Origin of the sequence: Pseudomonas sp. NFACC32-1 (assembly GCF_900101215.1) — a bacterium.
Lineage (GTDB): Bacteria > Pseudomonadota > Gammaproteobacteria > Pseudomonadales > Pseudomonadaceae > Aquipseudomonas.
Window position 1 is genome coordinate 167,058 of sequence record NZ_FMUL01000001.1, and the last position, 14,579, is coordinate 181,636.

Annotated in this window: 14 protein-coding genes; 11 read left to right on the forward strand and 3 right to left on the reverse strand. The window is 62.9% G+C overall.

Features of this window, described 5'->3' with window-relative positions; translation table 11 throughout:
- Positions 1-27: 27 nt before the first annotated feature.
- The 3 genes from BLP99_RS00725 to BLP99_RS00735 all read left to right on the forward strand — a co-directional run bounded on the left by BLP99_RS00725 (position 28) and on the right by BLP99_RS00735 (position 2,046).
- On the forward strand, positions 28-363 hold the full coding sequence (locus BLP99_RS00725; RefSeq protein ID WP_072389319.1) for a ComEA family DNA-binding protein: 336 nt from the start codon (positions 28-30) through the stop codon (positions 361-363).
- Between the two features lie 162 nt (positions 364-525).
- A complete protein-coding gene (locus BLP99_RS00730) occupies positions 526-1,179 on the forward strand; it encodes a GntR family transcriptional regulator (protein ID WP_072389317.1) in 654 nt (217 codons plus the stop codon).
- Between the two features lie 15 nt (positions 1,180-1,194).
- On the forward strand, positions 1,195-2,046 hold the full coding sequence (locus BLP99_RS00735) for an urea carboxylase-associated family protein (protein ID WP_072430299.1): 852 nt from the start codon (positions 1,195-1,197) through the stop codon (positions 2,044-2,046).
- 78 nt (positions 2,047-2,124) lie between these two features.
- Here the strand turns inward: BLP99_RS00735 and BLP99_RS00740 are convergent, their stop codons facing one another.
- Together BLP99_RS00740 and eat are read right to left on the reverse strand one after the other, a co-directional pair.
- Positions 2,125-2,292 (reverse strand): DUF2897 family protein, encoded by a 168-nt coding sequence (locus BLP99_RS00740; RefSeq protein ID WP_072389313.1) that lies wholly within the window; start codon positions 2,290-2,292, stop codon positions 2,125-2,127.
- Positions 2,293-2,409: 117 nt separating this feature from the next.
- Positions 2,410-3,774, reverse strand: a complete 1,365-nt coding sequence (gene eat / locus BLP99_RS00745; RefSeq protein WP_072389311.1) for an ethanolamine permease — start codon at positions 3,772-3,774, stop codon at positions 2,410-2,412.
- A gap of 359 nt (positions 3,775-4,133) precedes the next feature.
- On the opposite strand from eat, the gene kdpF reads away from it, so the two are divergent.
- The 6 genes from kdpF (at position 4,134) to BLP99_RS00775 (ending at position 12,133) form a co-directional block, all read left to right on the forward strand.
- Positions 4,134-4,223 (forward strand): K(+)-transporting ATPase subunit F, encoded by a 90-nt coding sequence (kdpF, locus tag BLP99_RS00750; RefSeq protein WP_053155116.1) that lies wholly within the window; start codon positions 4,134-4,136, stop codon positions 4,221-4,223.
- An 8-nt stretch (positions 4,224-4,231) separates the two neighbouring features.
- Positions 4,232-5,926 carry a potassium-transporting ATPase subunit KdpA gene (kdpA, locus tag BLP99_RS00755; RefSeq protein WP_072389309.1) on the forward strand — a complete coding sequence of 565 codons (1,695 nt, stop codon included), beginning with the start codon at positions 4,232-4,234 and terminating at the stop codon, positions 5,924-5,926.
- A gap of 10 nt (positions 5,927-5,936) precedes the next feature.
- Positions 5,937-7,991 carry a potassium-transporting ATPase subunit KdpB gene (gene kdpB, locus BLP99_RS00760; RefSeq protein ID WP_092179503.1) on the forward strand — a complete coding sequence of 685 codons (2,055 nt, stop codon included), beginning with the start codon at positions 5,937-5,939 and terminating at the stop codon, positions 7,989-7,991.
- Positions 7,992-8,056: 65 nt separating this feature from the next.
- Positions 8,057-8,602: a potassium-transporting ATPase subunit KdpC gene (kdpC, locus tag BLP99_RS00765; RefSeq protein ID WP_072389305.1), complete on the forward strand. Its 546-nt coding sequence runs from the start codon at positions 8,057-8,059 to the stop codon at positions 8,600-8,602.
- Between the two features lie 132 nt (positions 8,603-8,734).
- Positions 8,735-11,386: a sensor histidine kinase gene (locus tag BLP99_RS00770; protein WP_092179505.1), complete on the forward strand. Its 2,652-nt coding sequence runs from the start codon at positions 8,735-8,737 to the stop codon at positions 11,384-11,386.
- 48 nt (positions 11,387-11,434) lie between these two features.
- On the forward strand, positions 11,435-12,133 hold the full coding sequence (locus tag BLP99_RS00775) for a response regulator (RefSeq protein ID WP_072389301.1): 699 nt from the start codon (positions 11,435-11,437) through the stop codon (positions 12,131-12,133).
- Between the two features lie 39 nt (positions 12,134-12,172).
- Here BLP99_RS00775 and BLP99_RS00780 read toward each other — a convergent pair whose 3' ends face one another.
- Complete coding sequence (locus BLP99_RS00780) at positions 12,173-13,210, reverse strand: patatin-like phospholipase family protein (protein WP_072389299.1); 1,038 nt, start codon at positions 13,208-13,210, stop codon at positions 12,173-12,175.
- Positions 13,211-13,414: 204 nt separating this feature from the next.
- Here BLP99_RS00780 and BLP99_RS00785 point away from each other — a divergent pair, with 204 nt between their 5' ends.
- Positions 13,415-13,705 (forward strand): hypothetical protein, encoded by a 291-nt coding sequence (locus tag BLP99_RS00785; protein ID WP_039588883.1) that lies wholly within the window; start codon positions 13,415-13,417, stop codon positions 13,703-13,705.
- Positions 13,706-13,793: 88 nt separating this feature from the next.
- Entirely contained in the window at positions 13,794-14,555 is a 762-nt protein-coding gene (locus BLP99_RS00790; RefSeq protein ID WP_092179507.1) for a CHAD domain-containing protein, read from the forward strand.
- Positions 14,556-14,579 lie beyond the last annotated feature (24 nt).

Consider the following 14,579-nt stretch of genomic DNA (forward strand, 5'->3'; position numbering starts at 1 on the left):
TCTTAACGATGTCATGGAGCGTCACTTATGCGTACAGGCTATTTCTATTCCCTGGTTTTTGCCCTGCTGACCAGCGCCTCTATTGCCGCAATCGCTGCGCCAGCGGTCAAGCCCGAGACAACGGCAGCGCCGCAGGTCACACAGGTATCGACCAGGCCGGAAGGCGCCAAAGTGAATCTCAACGAGGCGGACGCTGCTACGCTGCAACGTGAGCTGGCGGGTATAGGCGAGGCCAAGGCCAAGGCAATTGTTGCATACAGGGAAACGAATGGAGCCTTTTCCTCGGTTGAAGAGTTGTTGGAAGTCAAGGGGATTGGCAAGGCGATTCTGGACAGAAATCGCGAAAAGCTGGACGTGAACTGAAGTGAGGTAGAAGAGGGGCCAGTCATATGACTGGCCTTTTTGCGTCTGGAAGACGAGGCAACGATGAGTAGCTGCATCCACTGTGGCGGGTACACGATTGCCTGGCATGGATTGTGATTACTCATTTGCAACCGATTGTTGAACAATCCTGAGGCTCCGAATATGAACATTGGTCTTTCCCTGGCCGACCAGATCACCCTCGAGCTGCGCGCCGATATCATCGGCGGTGGCTTGTTGCCCGGCATGGCGTTGGTGGAGAACGACCTGGTGTCCGCCTACAGCGCGTCGCGCAATACCATTCGTGAAGCGTTGCATCGCCTGGGGCAGGAAGGGCTGGCCCGTTACGTGCGCAACAAGGGTGTGATGGTTCGCAGGTTGGACAGTGACGATGTGCGGGACCTCTTCAAGGTTCGGCGCACCCTGGAGCTCCAGGCGATCATGAACAGCCAGCCACTTGCCACGTATCGGTCCGACCGGATGCTCGACGCGCTTGACGCCGCCGAGCTGGCCCGGGAACGTGAAGACTGGCGGGCGGTCGGTACGCACAGCCTGGCATTTCACCAGCACATCGTTGGGTTGTTGGGCAGCCCCCTGCTTGATGATTTTTTTACCAACGTGGTTGCGCAATTGCGCCTGGCGTTCTTCTGCGCCCCCGATGAGCCGCGCTTCCAGGCACCTTGGCTGGCCCGCGACCGGCAGATCCATGACTGGCTGGCGGAAGGCAACAAGCATGGGGCACATGAAGCGATGAGCGTCTACCTGGACGACTCCGAGCAGATGCTCTTGCAGCTGCTGTCTTCCACCTCAAAGAACTGATCAAGGACTCCTGTCATGTACAAAGACTATCCAGCCGCCTATCAGGTCAGCAAAGGCTCAGCCCTGCAAGTGGACAAGCCCTTCTACGACCGCATCCGCGCTCAGCAGGACAAACGCACCCTGATCGAACAGTTCGAAGTGCCAATCCGTACCGGTCGAGCCTGGCACGTCCCGGCGGGGCACGTGTTCCGGGTCACTACGCCGGTGGGGCCGCAGGTAGGGGACTTCAACGTCTGGAACGCTCATGATCCACGGGAGCGCCTGTGGGCGGCACGTACCCGTCAGTTGCAGGGCGCTCATGTCAGTACCCATGACCGGCTGTGGTCGAACCTGCCATTCCTGCGTCCTTTGGTGACCATCACCGATGACAGCCTGGCCGCTTATGGCATCGACGAGCATGGTGGACGGCTGCATGATCTGCTGGGGACACGCTGTGATCCGTACGTGAACAAAATGCTCACAGGCGAGGACTTCCATCACCATTGCCACTCGAACCTGACCCGTGCGGTGTTGCCCCATGGATTGACCGAGTTCGACGTGCACGACGTGCTGAATATTTTCCAGTGCACCGGACTCAACCATGACGACATGTATTTCATGAAGGCCTGCCCGGCGCGGCAGGGCGATTACCTGGAGTTCTTCGCCGAGATCGATCTGCTATGTGCGTTATCGACGTGCCCTGGTGGGGATTTGTCCGTGGCGATGTGGGGGCCGGATGCGCAGGATCCCCTTGGCGTCTGTCGTCCACTGGGGGTTGAGATCTATCGGTTGGAGGATTCTTTGCTGGAGGGCTGGAGCCAACCTGAGCGGGCGGCATACAAAGGGTTGCATGGCTTGCAGATTGCCAAGGCGGATTGGGAGAAGTAACACGACAGGCGCGGCAATGCACTGCCCTCTGTGGTGAGGGGATAAATCCCCGCCACAGAGGCTCTATTCATTTCGGATTCAACGGTCCTTGGCTTCTTTCGCATCCATTTGCGCATTGCGCTCGGCAACGCGCTTGCGTTGCTCATCGGTCAACTCGACTTTGTTGGCAGTGTCGCGCAGCAGCATCAGGCCGCCAACGATCGAGCCGATTGCCACGATCAGGATCAACCAGGCATACCAGGGCATAGGATTCTCCTTGAGGGGCAGTGGCCAAACGAGTATTCGCCGGCCAATGTCCTACCACTTATGAGCGAAGGCTGTTCGCAGTGGTTCCATACTACGCCCGTTATGCCTGTTTCGCTTTCATAGCCCGGTCAGCATTGCATCGGCCGGCGCATCGGCGCGCAGTTGCGCCGTGAGGATGAAATAGACGAAGCCCACTGCCATGAAGCCGACGAAGATCAAGCCGATCAGCATGTTGAACCAGGCCATCGCCACCAGGCATACCACCGCCAGCACCAGGGCGATCCCCGGCACGATCGGATAGCCCGGTGCGCGGAAAGTACGCTCCAGGTTGGGTTCGGTTTTGCGTAGCTTGAACAGGCTGAGCATGCTCATGATGTACATGACGATGGCGCCGAACACGGCCATCGTGATCATTGCCGCGGTCAGGCTCATGCCGCCGAGATTGATCAGGCCGTCGCTGTAGATGGCTGCGATGCCGATCACACCTCCGACGATGATGGCTCGGTGCGGTGTCTGGAAGCGGGACAGCCGGGCAAGGGAGGCGGGCAGGTAACCGGCCCGGGCCAGGGCGAAGAACTGGCGCGAGTAGCCCAGGATGATGCCGTGGAAGCTCGCCACCAGGCCGAACAGGCCAATCCACACCAGCATGTGCAACCAGCCGGAGTTATCGCCGACCACGGCTTTCATTGCCTGGGGCAGTGGGTCGTTGATGTTCGACAGGGTGCGCCAGTCCCCCACGCCACCGGCGAAGAACATCACGCCCATGGCCAGGAACACCAGGGTCAGGATGCCGCTGATGTAGGCCTTGGGAATTGTCCGTTTTGGATCCTTGGCTTCTTCGGCGGCCATGGCGGCGCCTTCGATCGCCAGGAAGAACCAGATGGCGAAGGGGATTGCGGCGAATATACCGGCAATGGCCGGCGCCCCGAACACATCCGAACCGGCCCAGCCGTTCAGGGCGAAATTGCTGAAGCTGAACGCTGGCGCCACGACGCCCATGAAGACCAGCAGTTCAGCTACCGCCAGGACACAGACGATCAGCTCGAAGGTGGCCGCCAGTTTTACCCCGAGAATGTTCAGAATCATGAAGACGATATAGGCGCCGACCGCCGCATGCTTCGGGTCCAGGGCCGGGAATTGCACGTTCAGGTAGGCGCCGATGGCCAGGGCGATGGCCGGTGGCGCGAAGACGAACTCGATCAGCGTCGCCAGCCCGGCGATCAGGCCGCCTTTCTCGCCGAAGGCCCGGCGGCTGTAGGCGAACGGACCGCCAGCATGGGGGATGGCGGTGGTCAGTTCGGTGAAACTGAAGATGAAACAGGTGTACATGGCCGCGACCATGAATGAGGTCACCAGGAAACCCAGTGTACCGGCGACGCCCCAGCCATAGCTCCAGCCAAAATACTCGCCCGAAATCACCAGCCCGACGGCAATGCCCCATAGATGCAGGGTGCCCAGGGTGGGTTTGAGTTGTGTGTTCATCGGTGGCTCCCCCTCGATCAGTAGCAAAAGCGCTGGGATGGGGCAGTGCAGTGGGCGTGCCAGTATGGTTCGGCCGGTCGTAATGAGGGAAATCGTGTCGTATCGGGGATGTTAGCCGCCGGATTACCTGTTTTTGTGCCCCAGTCAGGAGCGTCGGTGCCTGGGCGGACCTCTTCGCGGGCAGGTTCGGGGTCCCCACGTATGGCAAGCCTGGTTACGAACGCGCTCCATGACTCTCCACAAGTCCCGATCTTTACAAATTCTTTATCCCCCAACCCCACCCTCGATCTCGTTCCTTTACAGCCACCCTGCAGACAATGACTCCATCACGGCACGACGCCGTAACACGGAGAAATCCCATGAGTGTTCTGGACGGGGTGTCACTGCTCCTGGCAGTGGCGCTGTTCATTTATCTGCTGGTTGCGCTGTTGCGCGCAGATCGGAGCTAGGAGCAGCCATGCACGGTTATGACTACGGATTGATGCTTGCCTTTTTCGCGCTGGTGCTGATTCCGGCACCGTTCCTGGGGCGGTTCTACTATCGAGTGATGGAGGGGCAGCGGACCTGGCTGTCACCCGTTCTCGGCCCGGTAGAGCGCGGCTGTTATCGCCTGGCCGGAGTCGACCCCGGCACCGAGCAGAGCTGGCAGAAATACACCCTGGCCTTGCTTGCCTTCAACCTGGCGGGGTTCGTGTTGCTGTTCGCGATCCTGCTGCTACAGGGTTACCTGCCCCTCAACCCCGAGCAATTGCCCGGCATGGAGTGGACCCAGGCCTTCAACACGGCCGTCAGCTTCATGACCAATACCAATTGGCAGTCCTACAGCGGCGAGGCATCCCTGAGCTATTTGAGCCAGATGGCCGGCCTGACCGTGCAAAACTTCGTCAGCGCCGCCACCGGCCTGGCGGTGCTGGTGGCACTGTGTCGTGGCATCGGGCGCCGGTCCGCCTCGACGCTGGGTAATTTCTGGGTCGACATGACCCGTGCCACTTTCTACGGGCTCTTGCCGTTGTGTCTGTTACTGGCCTTGTTCCTGGTATGGCAGGGCGTGCCGCAGACCTTCGCGCATTACGTTCACGCCGTGACGGTGCAGGGCGCGGACCAGGTGATCCCCCTGGGGCCGGCGGCCAGCCAGATCGCGATCAAGCAACTTGGTACCAACGGTGGCGGGTTCTTTGGTGTCAACTCGGCGCATCCGTTCGAAAACCCGACGGCCTGGAGCAACCTGTTCGAAGTCGCGTCGATCATCCTGATCCCCGCCGCGCTGGTGTTTACCTTCGGCCACTACGTCAAGGACCTGCGTCAGAGCCGGGCGATCATCGCCTGCATGCTCGTGCTGTTCCTGATGGGCGGTGCTACCTCGCTGTGGGCTGAATACCAGCCCAACCCGGCACTGGCTGACGCCGCCGTGGAGCAGGTCGCGCCACAGGAGGGCAAGGAGGCGCGCTTGGGCACCACCGCGACGGTGCTGTGGTCGGTGACCACCACGGCGGCCTCCAACGGCTCGGTCAATGCCATGCATGACAGCCTCAACCCTCTCAGCGGCATGGTCGCGCTGGTGAACATGATGGTGGGAGAGGTGATCTTCGGCGGCGTGGGTGCCGGACTCTACGGGATGCTGTTGAACGTGCTGATCGCGGTGTTCCTGGCAGGCCTGATGATCGGTCGGACGCCTGAATACCTGGGCAAGAAACTCGGTGCCAGGGAAGTGCAGTTGCTGGTGGTGACCTTGCTGGTCATGCCCGTCAGTGTCCTGGTGCTCGGTGCTGTCGCCGCGAGCCTGCCGGGACCATCAGCCGCAGTGAGCAACCCTGGCGCCCACGGTTTCAGCCAATTGCTGTACGCCTATACCTCGGCAGGGGCGAACAACGGTTCGGCATTCGCCGGTTTCGGCGCCAATACGCCGTTTCACAACCTGATGCTGGGCCTGGGCATGTTGATTGGTCGTTTCGGCTACATCCTGCCGGTACTGGCGTTGGCTGGCAGCCTGGCGCTCAAGAAGACCGCGCCGGTCGGGCAGAACAGCTTCCCCACCCACGGGCCGCTGTTCGTGACCCTGTTGACCGTGACCATCCTGCTGGTAGGCGGCCTGAGCTTCCTGCCGACCCTGGCCCTGGGCCCGATTGCCGAACACCTGAGCATGGGCTTCTGAGGAACCGATGATGAATATGCCTGCAACCGAAACGGTCGCCACCAAGGCCACCCAATCACCGAAGACTTCGGTCGCTACACTGTGGCGGCCTGCGCTGAAGCAAGCCTTCGTCAAGCTCGACCCGCGGCAATTGTATCGGGCCCCGGTCATGCTGGTGGTGGAGCTGACCGCGGTCTTCACCACCGTGCTGTGCTTCATTCCCGACAGTGTCGTGCCGGTCTTCGTGGCGGCGCAGATCGCGCTCTGGCTGTGGTTCACCGTGCTGTTCGCCAACTTCGCCGAAGCCTTGGCCGAAGGACGTGGCAAGGCCCGGGCCGACAGCCTCAAGGCCGGTAGCGAGGGCCTGAGTGCTCGTCGTCAGGTTGCCGCTGGCTTTGAAGTGATTCCCGCCAGTGGCTTGCGCAAGGGCGATGTGGTGCGCGTCGAGACGGGCGAGATGATTCCGGGCGATGGCGAGGTGATCGAAGGGATCGCCGCGGTCAACGAGGCCGCCATCACGGGGGAGTCGGCACCGGTCATTCGTGAATCCGGTGGGGACCGCTCGGCCGTCACGGGCAACACTCGCCTGGTTTCCGACTGGTTGCTGGTGCGAATCACCAGCAACCCCGGTGAATCCACCCTGGACCGCATGATCGCCCTGGTGGAGGGCGCCAAACGCCAGAAGACGCCCAACGAAGTGGCGTTGGATATCTTGCTGATCGGCCTGACCCTGATCTTCCTGCTGGTGGTCGTGACGTTGCAGCCGTTCGCTCATTTCGCCAACGGCAGCCTGCCGCTGGTGTTCCTGGTGGCGCTGTTGGTCACGCTGATTCCCACCACCATCGGCGGATTGCTGTCGGCCATTGGCATCGCCGGCATGGACCGGCTGGTGCGCCTGAACGTGATCGCCAAGTCCGGTCGCGCGGTGGAAGCGGCAGGGGACGTCCATGTGCTGATGCTGGACAAGACCGGCACCATCACGTTCGGCAATCGTCGTTGTGCCGCGGTATATGCCACTCCGGGCGTCAGCGCCAAGGAGCTGGCCGAAGGCGCGCTGTTTGCCTCGCTGGCCGACGAAACCGCCGAGGGCAAGTCTATCGTCGAGTACCTGCGCGGCCTGCATCCACAGCCCGAGCCCGCCGTCGAACTGCTGACAGCCGTCCCCTTCAGCGCTGAGACCCGCTTGTCCGGTGTCGATTATCAAGGGCGCAAGTATCGCAAGGGGGCCGTCGATTCCCTGCTGGAATTCGTCGGCCTGCCACGCAGCGAATTGCCCACGGTGCTGGCCCGGGAGATCGACAAGATCGCCCAGAGTGGCGGCACCCCGTTGTTGGTGTGTGTCGATGGGCGGCTGCTGGGGGCCATCCACCTCAAGGATGTGGTCAAGCCTGGCATTCGCGAACGCTTTGCCGAGCTGCGCAAGCTGGGTATCCGTACCGTGATGGTCACCGGCGACAACCCGCTGACGGCCGCTGCGATCGCCGCCGAGGCCGGTGTCGATGACGTGCTGGCCGAAGCCACCCCGGAGAAGAAGCTGGCGCGTATCCGTCACGAGCAGAACGACGGTCGATTGGTCGCCATGTGCGGCGACGGCGCCAACGATGCGCCGGCCCTGGCCCAGGCCGATGTCGGCATGGCGATGAATGACGGCACCCAGGCGGCGCGGGAAGCGGCCAACATGGTCGACCTCGACAGTGACCCGACCAAGTTGCTGGATGTGGTGCAGATCGGCAAGGAATTGCTGGTGACCCGCGGAGCGCTGACCACCTTTTCCATTGCCAATGACATCGCCAAGTATTTCGCGATCCTGCCGGCGTTGTTCGCTTCGATTTATCCACAGCTGGGTGTGCTGAACGTGATGCACCTGAACAGTCCGCAAAGCGCGATTGTCTCGGCCATTGTCTTCAACGCGCTGATCATCGTGGTGCTGATTCCCCTGGCGCTGCGAGGCGTGCGGGTGCAGGCGGCCAGTGCCGCGGCGCTGCTGCGGCGCAACCTGTTGATCTACGGCCTGGGTGGGATCGTGGTGCCCTTCGTAGGCATCAAGGCAATCGACATGTTGCTGACGGCGTTGAACCTGGTTTGAGCCTGATGCCGGCCAACCGGTCTGCACGCCGCTAGAGGTTGTTGTCCCAATTCGAGGATTCTGAGATGTCCACACTGATACGCCCGGCCTTGAGCCTGTTATTGCTGATGACCCTGATCACAGGTGTCGCTTATCCGCTGGTGGTGACGGGAGTCGCGCAAGTGGCCTTTCCCGCCCAGGCCAATGGCAGCCTGGTCCGGGATGCTGATGGCAAGGTGCGCGGTTCGATGTTGATCGCCCAGGATTTCCAGGGCGATGCCTGGTTCCATCCACGGCCATCGGCCGGCGCTTTCGCCACGGTCGCCAGTGGCGCCAGCAACCTTTCCCCGAGCAACCCGGCCCTGGCGGCGCGTGTCACCGACGAGGCTCGCAAGCTCCAGGTGACCGGCCAGGGGCCGGTCCCGCTGGCGCTGCTCACCACTTCCGGCAGTGGCCTCGATCCGCACTTGCCACCGGCTGCGATTGCCTATCAACTGGCGCGTGTCGCCGCAGCGCGCAGCCTGCCGGTTTCCGCAGTGCAGCAATTGCTGGAGGCACACATCGAGCAGCCCCTGGTGGGGCCGCCGGTGGTCAATGTCCTGGCATTGAACCTGGCGCTGGAAAAGCTCTAGCCGGCCAGGCCGCCTTCGCGGGCAGGCCCGCTCCCACAGGGGATTGTGCTGAACCTGTCGAAGCGGGCCTGCCTGCGAAGGCGCCGGGAGAATTCACTGCATCACTATCCAGAGACAAGAGATCCCTTTGCTATGAGCGACTCCGATCGTGCCGACGCACTGTTAGCCAATCTGCCCCGTCATGATCGTGGTCGACTCAAGGTCTTTCTTGGCGCGGCCCCCGGAGTCGGCAAGACCTACGCCATGCTGCAAGCGGCCCACACCCAACTGCGCCAGGGCGTGAAGGTGATCGCCGGTGTGGTGGAGACGCACGGTCGGACTGAAACCGAGGCGTTGCTCGGTGGCCTGGCGCAGCAACCGTTGGTGCGCTCGGAATACCGCGGTGTGATGCTCGAAGAAATGGACCTCGACGGTCTGCTCGCCGCGCGGCCGACCCTGGTGCTGGTAGACGAACTGGCCCACACCAATGCGCCTGGCAGTCGCCATGCCAAGCGTTGGCAGGATATCCAGGAGCTGCTCACCGCCGGCATCGATGTCTATACCACCGTGAACGTCCAGCACCTGGAAAGTCTCAACGACCAGGTGCGTGGCATCACCGGCGTGCAGGTTCGCGAGACCTTGCCCGATTGGGTCCTGCAAGAGGCCGACGAGCTGCTGCTGATCGACCTGCCTCCTCGTGAGCTGCTGGAACGGCTGCGCGATGGCAAGGTCTACGTGCCGGAGCAGGCCAGGGCAGCCATCGATGCCTTCTTCAGCCAGACCAACCTTACCGCCTTGCGCGAACTGGCGATGCAGACCGCCGCGGCCCAGGTGGACAAGGACCTGACCCAGGGCTACCGACAGATGGGCCAGGCCGCTCCGGCGGTGCGGGGCCGGCTGCTGGTGGGCGTGGATGGCGACGCCCAGGCCGAACGCCTGGTGCGCCATGCCAGCCGTGTCGCCCAACGTCGGCATTTGCCATGGAGCCTGGTGCACGTGGACAACGGCAGCGCCCGGGACGAACCCTCGCGCCAGCGCCTGCAAACGGCCCAGCAACTGGCCGAACGCCTGGGAGGAGAGGTGGTGTTGCTGCGGGCCGGCGAAGTGGCCAGGACCCTGATCCAGCATGCCGCCGAGCGTCGTGCCACGCTGGTGTTGGTGGGACAGTCCAGACCGCGTCTGCGCAGGCGACTGTTCGGCGGCGGCCTGGCGTCGCGGTTGCTGCGAGACGCCAGGGGGCTGGAGATCAACGTGCTGGACAGCGATGAACAGCCGCGTCCCGCCCATGTGCGCTCGGACGCCGCGCGCAGCGGATTCGACTACGCGCTGGCGCTGATTGCAACCATGGCGGCCAGTGCGCTGGCCTGGGGTGTCTCCGGGTTGTTGGCATTGCCCAACATCTCCCTGGTGTTTCTGATGGCGGTATTGCTGGTGGCGGTGCGCAGCAGCCTTGGCCCGGCGCTGGCCTGCGCGGCGCTGTCGTTCCTGGCCTATGACTTTCTGTTCATCCCGCCGAATTTTTCCTTCACCATCCAGCGCGAAGAAGATGTGCTGACGTTGGTGTTCTTCCTGCTGATGGCGGCCCTGACCGGCAATCTCGCCGCCCGCCAGCGTCGCCAGTTGCAGGCCCTGCGCGACACCCAGCAGGAAACCGGGGTATTGCTCGACCTGTCCCGCAAACTCACCGCCGCCACAGACAGGCAGGCGGTGATCAGTGCCGCCGTGCAGCACTTCGACGGTTGGCACGATTTGCAACTGTGTCTGCTCAACCGGGATGGCCAGGCTGGCTGGAAAGTCGAGACCGGCGAGCCGCTGACCTTTACCGAGGCCGAGCGCGCTGCCGCCGACTGGGCCTGGCAGCATGACCAGCCAGCGGGCGCCGGCACCGGGACGCTGCCATCCGGACGCTGGTGGTGGTGGCCACTGTCGGTGGAAGGAGGGCCCTTGGCGTTGCTAGGGGCATGCCCCAAGGACGGCAAGCCGTTGAATGGCCAGCGGCGTCGTTTGCTGGCTGCCCTCAGCCAGCCGCTGGCCCAGGCATTGGCGCGGGCCCAGCTGGCCCAGGATCTGGAAGCGGCGCGCCTGCATGGCGAGACCGAGCAATTGCGTAGCGCCTTGCTGGCTTCGGTGTCCCACGACCTGCGTACGCCGCTGACTGCGATGCGCGGCAGCATCGACAGCCTGTTGGCGCTGGGGGAGGCGATCCCGCTGGCGGATCGTCGCGAATTGCTCGAGGGCACCCGGGATGAAGCCGAGCGGCTGGATCGCTATATCCAGAACCTGCTGGACATGACCCGCCTGGGCCATGGCGCCTTGAAGCTGGCGCGGGACTGGGTGGCGCCGGCCGATATCGTGGGCAGTGCGCTCAATCGACTTCGGGCGGTACTGGCGCCCCTGGCGGTCAGCGTCGAGGTACCTGCCGAACTGCCGCTGCTGCATATCCATGCGGCCCTGATCGAGCAGGCCCTGGTGAATGTGCTGGAGAACGCCGCGCGATTTTCGCCGGCCCAGGGGCGTCTGTTGCTGAGCGCCGGAGCGACGGACCGCGAAGTGTTCTTTGCCGTGGCCGATGAGGGGCCGGGCATTCCGGCTGAAGAGCGCGAGAAAATCTTCGACATGTTCTACACCGCTGCGCGCGGCGATCGAGGCGGGCAGGGCACCGGGCTCGGGTTGGCGATCTGTCAGGGCATGGTCGGCGCCCACGGTGGGCGAATCAGTGTGGATGACGGGCTCGACGGGCGTGGAACCTGCATCACCTTGCACCTGCCCTTGCAGGCACAACCGGGCATGGACGATGAAGCCTGAGCCGGACTGGGATATTCTCCTGCCATCTATTTATACCGAACGGACCCCATGAACCAGACCGCCACACTTTTGGTCATCGACGATGAACCGCAGATCCGCAAGTTCCTGCGCATCAGCCTGGCTTCCCAGGGCTACAAAGTGCTGGAGGCCGCCACGGGCAGCGACGGCCTGGCCCAGGCGGCGTTGAACAAGCCGGACCTGCTGGTGCTCGACCTGGGCCTGCCGGACATGGACGGCCAGCAGGTACTGCGTGAGTTCCGCCAATGGTCGACGGTTCCGGTGCTGGTGCTATCCGTGCGCGCCAGCGAAGCGCAGAAGGTCGAGGCGCTGGACAACGGAGCCAACGACTACGTGACCAAGCCGTTCGGGATCCAGGAATTCCTGGCCCGGATCCGTGCCCTGCTGCGCCAGGTCCCGACGGGGGAAGCACGGGAAGCGGCGCTGACCATCGGACCGCTGACTGTGGACCTGGCTTATCGCCGCGTGCTGCTGGACGGCGCCGAAGTGGCCCTGACCCGCAAGGAATATGCAGTGCTGGCGCAGTTGGCGCGCCATCCGGGGCGAGTCATCACCCAACAGCAGTTGCTCAAGGACATCTGGGGGCCGACCCATATCGAGGACAGCCATTACCTGCGGATCGTGGTCGGCCACCTGCGGCAAAAGCTCGTCGATGATCCGACCCGTCCCCGATTCATCGTGACCGAGGCGGGGGTGGGGTATCGGTTGTTGGGAGAGGGTGGTTTTTAACCCCTCGGTCTTCAGCCAAGCCTTGCCTCAATTGTTGCTTCAGCTCTGTTCACTTTCATACCGATCCAGGGTGTCACTGGCGATTTCCCTGCCCAGCGCGATCAGTTCCGGCGCCTTGTAGAATTCAAAAAAACGGCACACGCGCTTGGGCACGTTGATCAGCACATCCGGCGGATAGCCGGCGATCTTGTATTGGGCCAGGGAGGTCTGCATGACCTCGAAGCTCTGGTTGATCAGGTCCAGCAGCGAGGCCGGGCCGACGTTATCGATGATGAACGAGCCGGTGGCGGATTTCGGGGCGCCTTCGGATTCCGGCGCCGCGGCCGGTTGCTGGCCCTCGGGTTCGGCCGATTCTAGCCAGGGGTTGATGTCGGCGGCCTCGGCTCTCAGCGCTTCCTGCTCCAGTAACAGCAGTTGTTCGGCCTGTTTGCGGCGAAACGGCAGGCGCGAGCCCAGGGAACTGACCAGGGTGTCGAAGCGACGCCTGAATGCTGCGGGTCGCGGGATGACGGGCAGGCGGTATTGCCTCTGGTTCGTGGCATTGAGGTTGACCGCGATGATCAGGTCGCAGTGGCTGGACACCACCGGCACGATCGGCAACGGATTGAGCAGGCCGCCATCCACCAGCATGCGATTGCCTTGCATCACCGGCGTGAACAGGCTGGGGATGGCCGCCGAGGCCCGCATCGCCTGGTGCAGGCAACCTTCCTGGAACCAGATTTCCTGTTGGTTGGTCAGGTCGGTGGCCACCGCGGTATAGGGAATGCGCAGGTCTTCGATATTGAGTTCGCCGACGATCTTGCGGATCTGCCCGAAGACTTTTTCCCCGCGAATCGCCCCCAGGCGAAAGCTGACATCCACCAGCCGCAACACGTCCAGGTAGTCGAGGCTCTCGATCCAGTTGCGATAGTCGTCGAGCTTGCCCGCGGCATAGATCCCGCCTACGACGGCCCCCATGGAACAACCGGCAATGCAGGCGATGTCGTAGCCACGCCGTTCGATCTCCTCGATCACCCCGATATGGGCGTAGCCCCGTGCACCACCCGAGCCCAATACCAATGCGACACGTTTTGTCATGACCTGGCCTCTTGTCGAACAGGCTTCAACAATGCACTCATCGACGGCCCGGCTCAATCGTTGTGGCGCGAGCGTCGTTTTTTGACACACCGGTGTGGCATTTTTGTATGCTCGCCCACACTTGAATTAACGCGGTCGGGCCTTGGCACTTTTTGCCGGCGGGATCGTCTTACCAGCACGACTGTTGACCTTGAGGTGTTATCAATGAAAGCCCGGATCTGCCTGCCCCTGGTGGCATCCCTGATGGTTCTGGCCCTGGCCGGTTGCGCCGGCAAGACCGCGTACCGAGACAGTTGCGGCAGCCAGCTCGACAGTGCCTGGCGTGAACTCGACCTGGCCAAGGCCGAAGGCTTTGCCGGTACCGTCAGCTATTCCAAGGCCCTGTCGTTGCTGACAGGCGCCAAGACCCAGCAACAATTCGAAGCCTTTGAAGGCTGCACCAAGAAAGCCGAGAAAGCGCGTTTCTACATTCGTGAGTCCCGCGCGGGGCGATAAAAGCAGCGACACGTTGTAAGCTGCAAGCCTCAAGAGAGGCGTTGTGCCTGTGAGGCTTGCAGCCTGGCGCTGCTAACGGAGTAAGCCCATGATCGATCGGCTGGTGGCCCGGATACTGGGCCTGGAAGTCCGCCTGCTGGCCTGCCAGGCCCGCCTGAATGCCCATACCGACAGCGAAGCGTTGCATGACCTGCGCACCACGGTCCGCCGTCTGCGCAGCCTGCTTCGCCCGTTGCGCGGGTTACCCGGGGTCGAACAACTCGAAGCGGCCGCCTCGGCGGTCGGCACCCTGACCACGCCATTGCGGGACCGGGAAGTACTGGCGGCCTACCTGGAGGCGCACGGCAAGCCGCAAGCCGCTCAGCACCGTCAGCTGCAGATGGCCCAAGCCTATCGCGCCGTCGCCGCGAGCCCCGAGCTGGGGCACTTGCTGATGATCCTCGATGCCTTCCCACGCTTCATTCGTGCCGCCCAGCGCCAGGGGTTGCTCAAGGGATTGCGCAAGCGCATCGAAAAGCGCCTGGACAAGCAATGGAAGAAACTCGGTGAAGCCTTGGACGATCCGGCTCACGACCGTCATCGCTTGCGTTTGTTGATCAAACGCGTGCGCTACGCCATCGAAGCCTATCCCGAACTCGATCGCCTGCCCGAGGCGGCCATGCCTCGGCTCAAGTCGGCCCAGGCCGCGTTGGGGGACTGGCACGATTGCTGGCAATGGCTGGCCAGGGCCGAGCAGGAACACGACCTGCAATCCTGCGTGCCGAGCTGGCGGATCACCATGGAAAAGGCCGAGGCCAAGTCCGACAAGGTGCTCGACAAGCTGATAGCGGACTGCTTCGACAAGTCCTGAATCCTGGCTGCATATTTTCCCCAC

Coding starts and splice junctions, on each gene's coding strand:
- BLP99_RS00770 (WP_092179505.1), top strand. CDS start 8,735: ATGAGCGACTCCGATCGTGCCGACGCACTGTTAGCCAATCTGCCCCGT.
- BLP99_RS00730 (WP_072389317.1), top strand. CDS start 526: ATGAACATTGGTCTTTCCCTGGCCGACCAGATCACCCTCGAGCTGCGC.
- BLP99_RS00775 (WP_072389301.1), top strand. CDS start 11,435: ATGAACCAGACCGCCACACTTTTGGTCATCGACGATGAACCGCAGATC.
- BLP99_RS00785 (WP_039588883.1), top strand. CDS start 13,415: ATGAAAGCCCGGATCTGCCTGCCCCTGGTGGCATCCCTGATGGTTCTG.
- BLP99_RS00790 (WP_092179507.1), top strand. CDS start 13,794: ATGATCGATCGGCTGGTGGCCCGGATACTGGGCCTGGAAGTCCGCCTG.
- BLP99_RS00735 (WP_072430299.1), top strand. CDS start 1,195: ATGTACAAAGACTATCCAGCCGCCTATCAGGTCAGCAAAGGCTCAGCC.
- kdpB (WP_092179503.1), top strand. CDS start 5,937: ATGAATATGCCTGCAACCGAAACGGTCGCCACCAAGGCCACCCAATCA.
- BLP99_RS00725 (WP_072389319.1), top strand. CDS start 28: ATGCGTACAGGCTATTTCTATTCCCTGGTTTTTGCCCTGCTGACCAGC.
- BLP99_RS00780 (WP_072389299.1), bottom strand. CDS start 13,210: ATGACAAAACGTGTCGCATTGGTATTGGGCTCGGGTGGTGCACGGGGC.
- kdpF (WP_053155116.1), top strand. CDS start 4,134: ATGAGTGTTCTGGACGGGGTGTCACTGCTCCTGGCAGTGGCGCTGTTC.
- kdpA (WP_072389309.1), top strand. CDS start 4,232: ATGCACGGTTATGACTACGGATTGATGCTTGCCTTTTTCGCGCTGGTG.
- eat (WP_072389311.1), bottom strand. CDS start 3,774: ATGAACACACAACTCAAACCCACCCTGGGCACCCTGCATCTATGGGGC.
- kdpC (WP_072389305.1), top strand. CDS start 8,057: ATGTCCACACTGATACGCCCGGCCTTGAGCCTGTTATTGCTGATGACC.
- BLP99_RS00740 (WP_072389313.1), bottom strand. CDS start 2,292: ATGCCCTGGTATGCCTGGTTGATCCTGATCGTGGCAATCGGCTCGATC.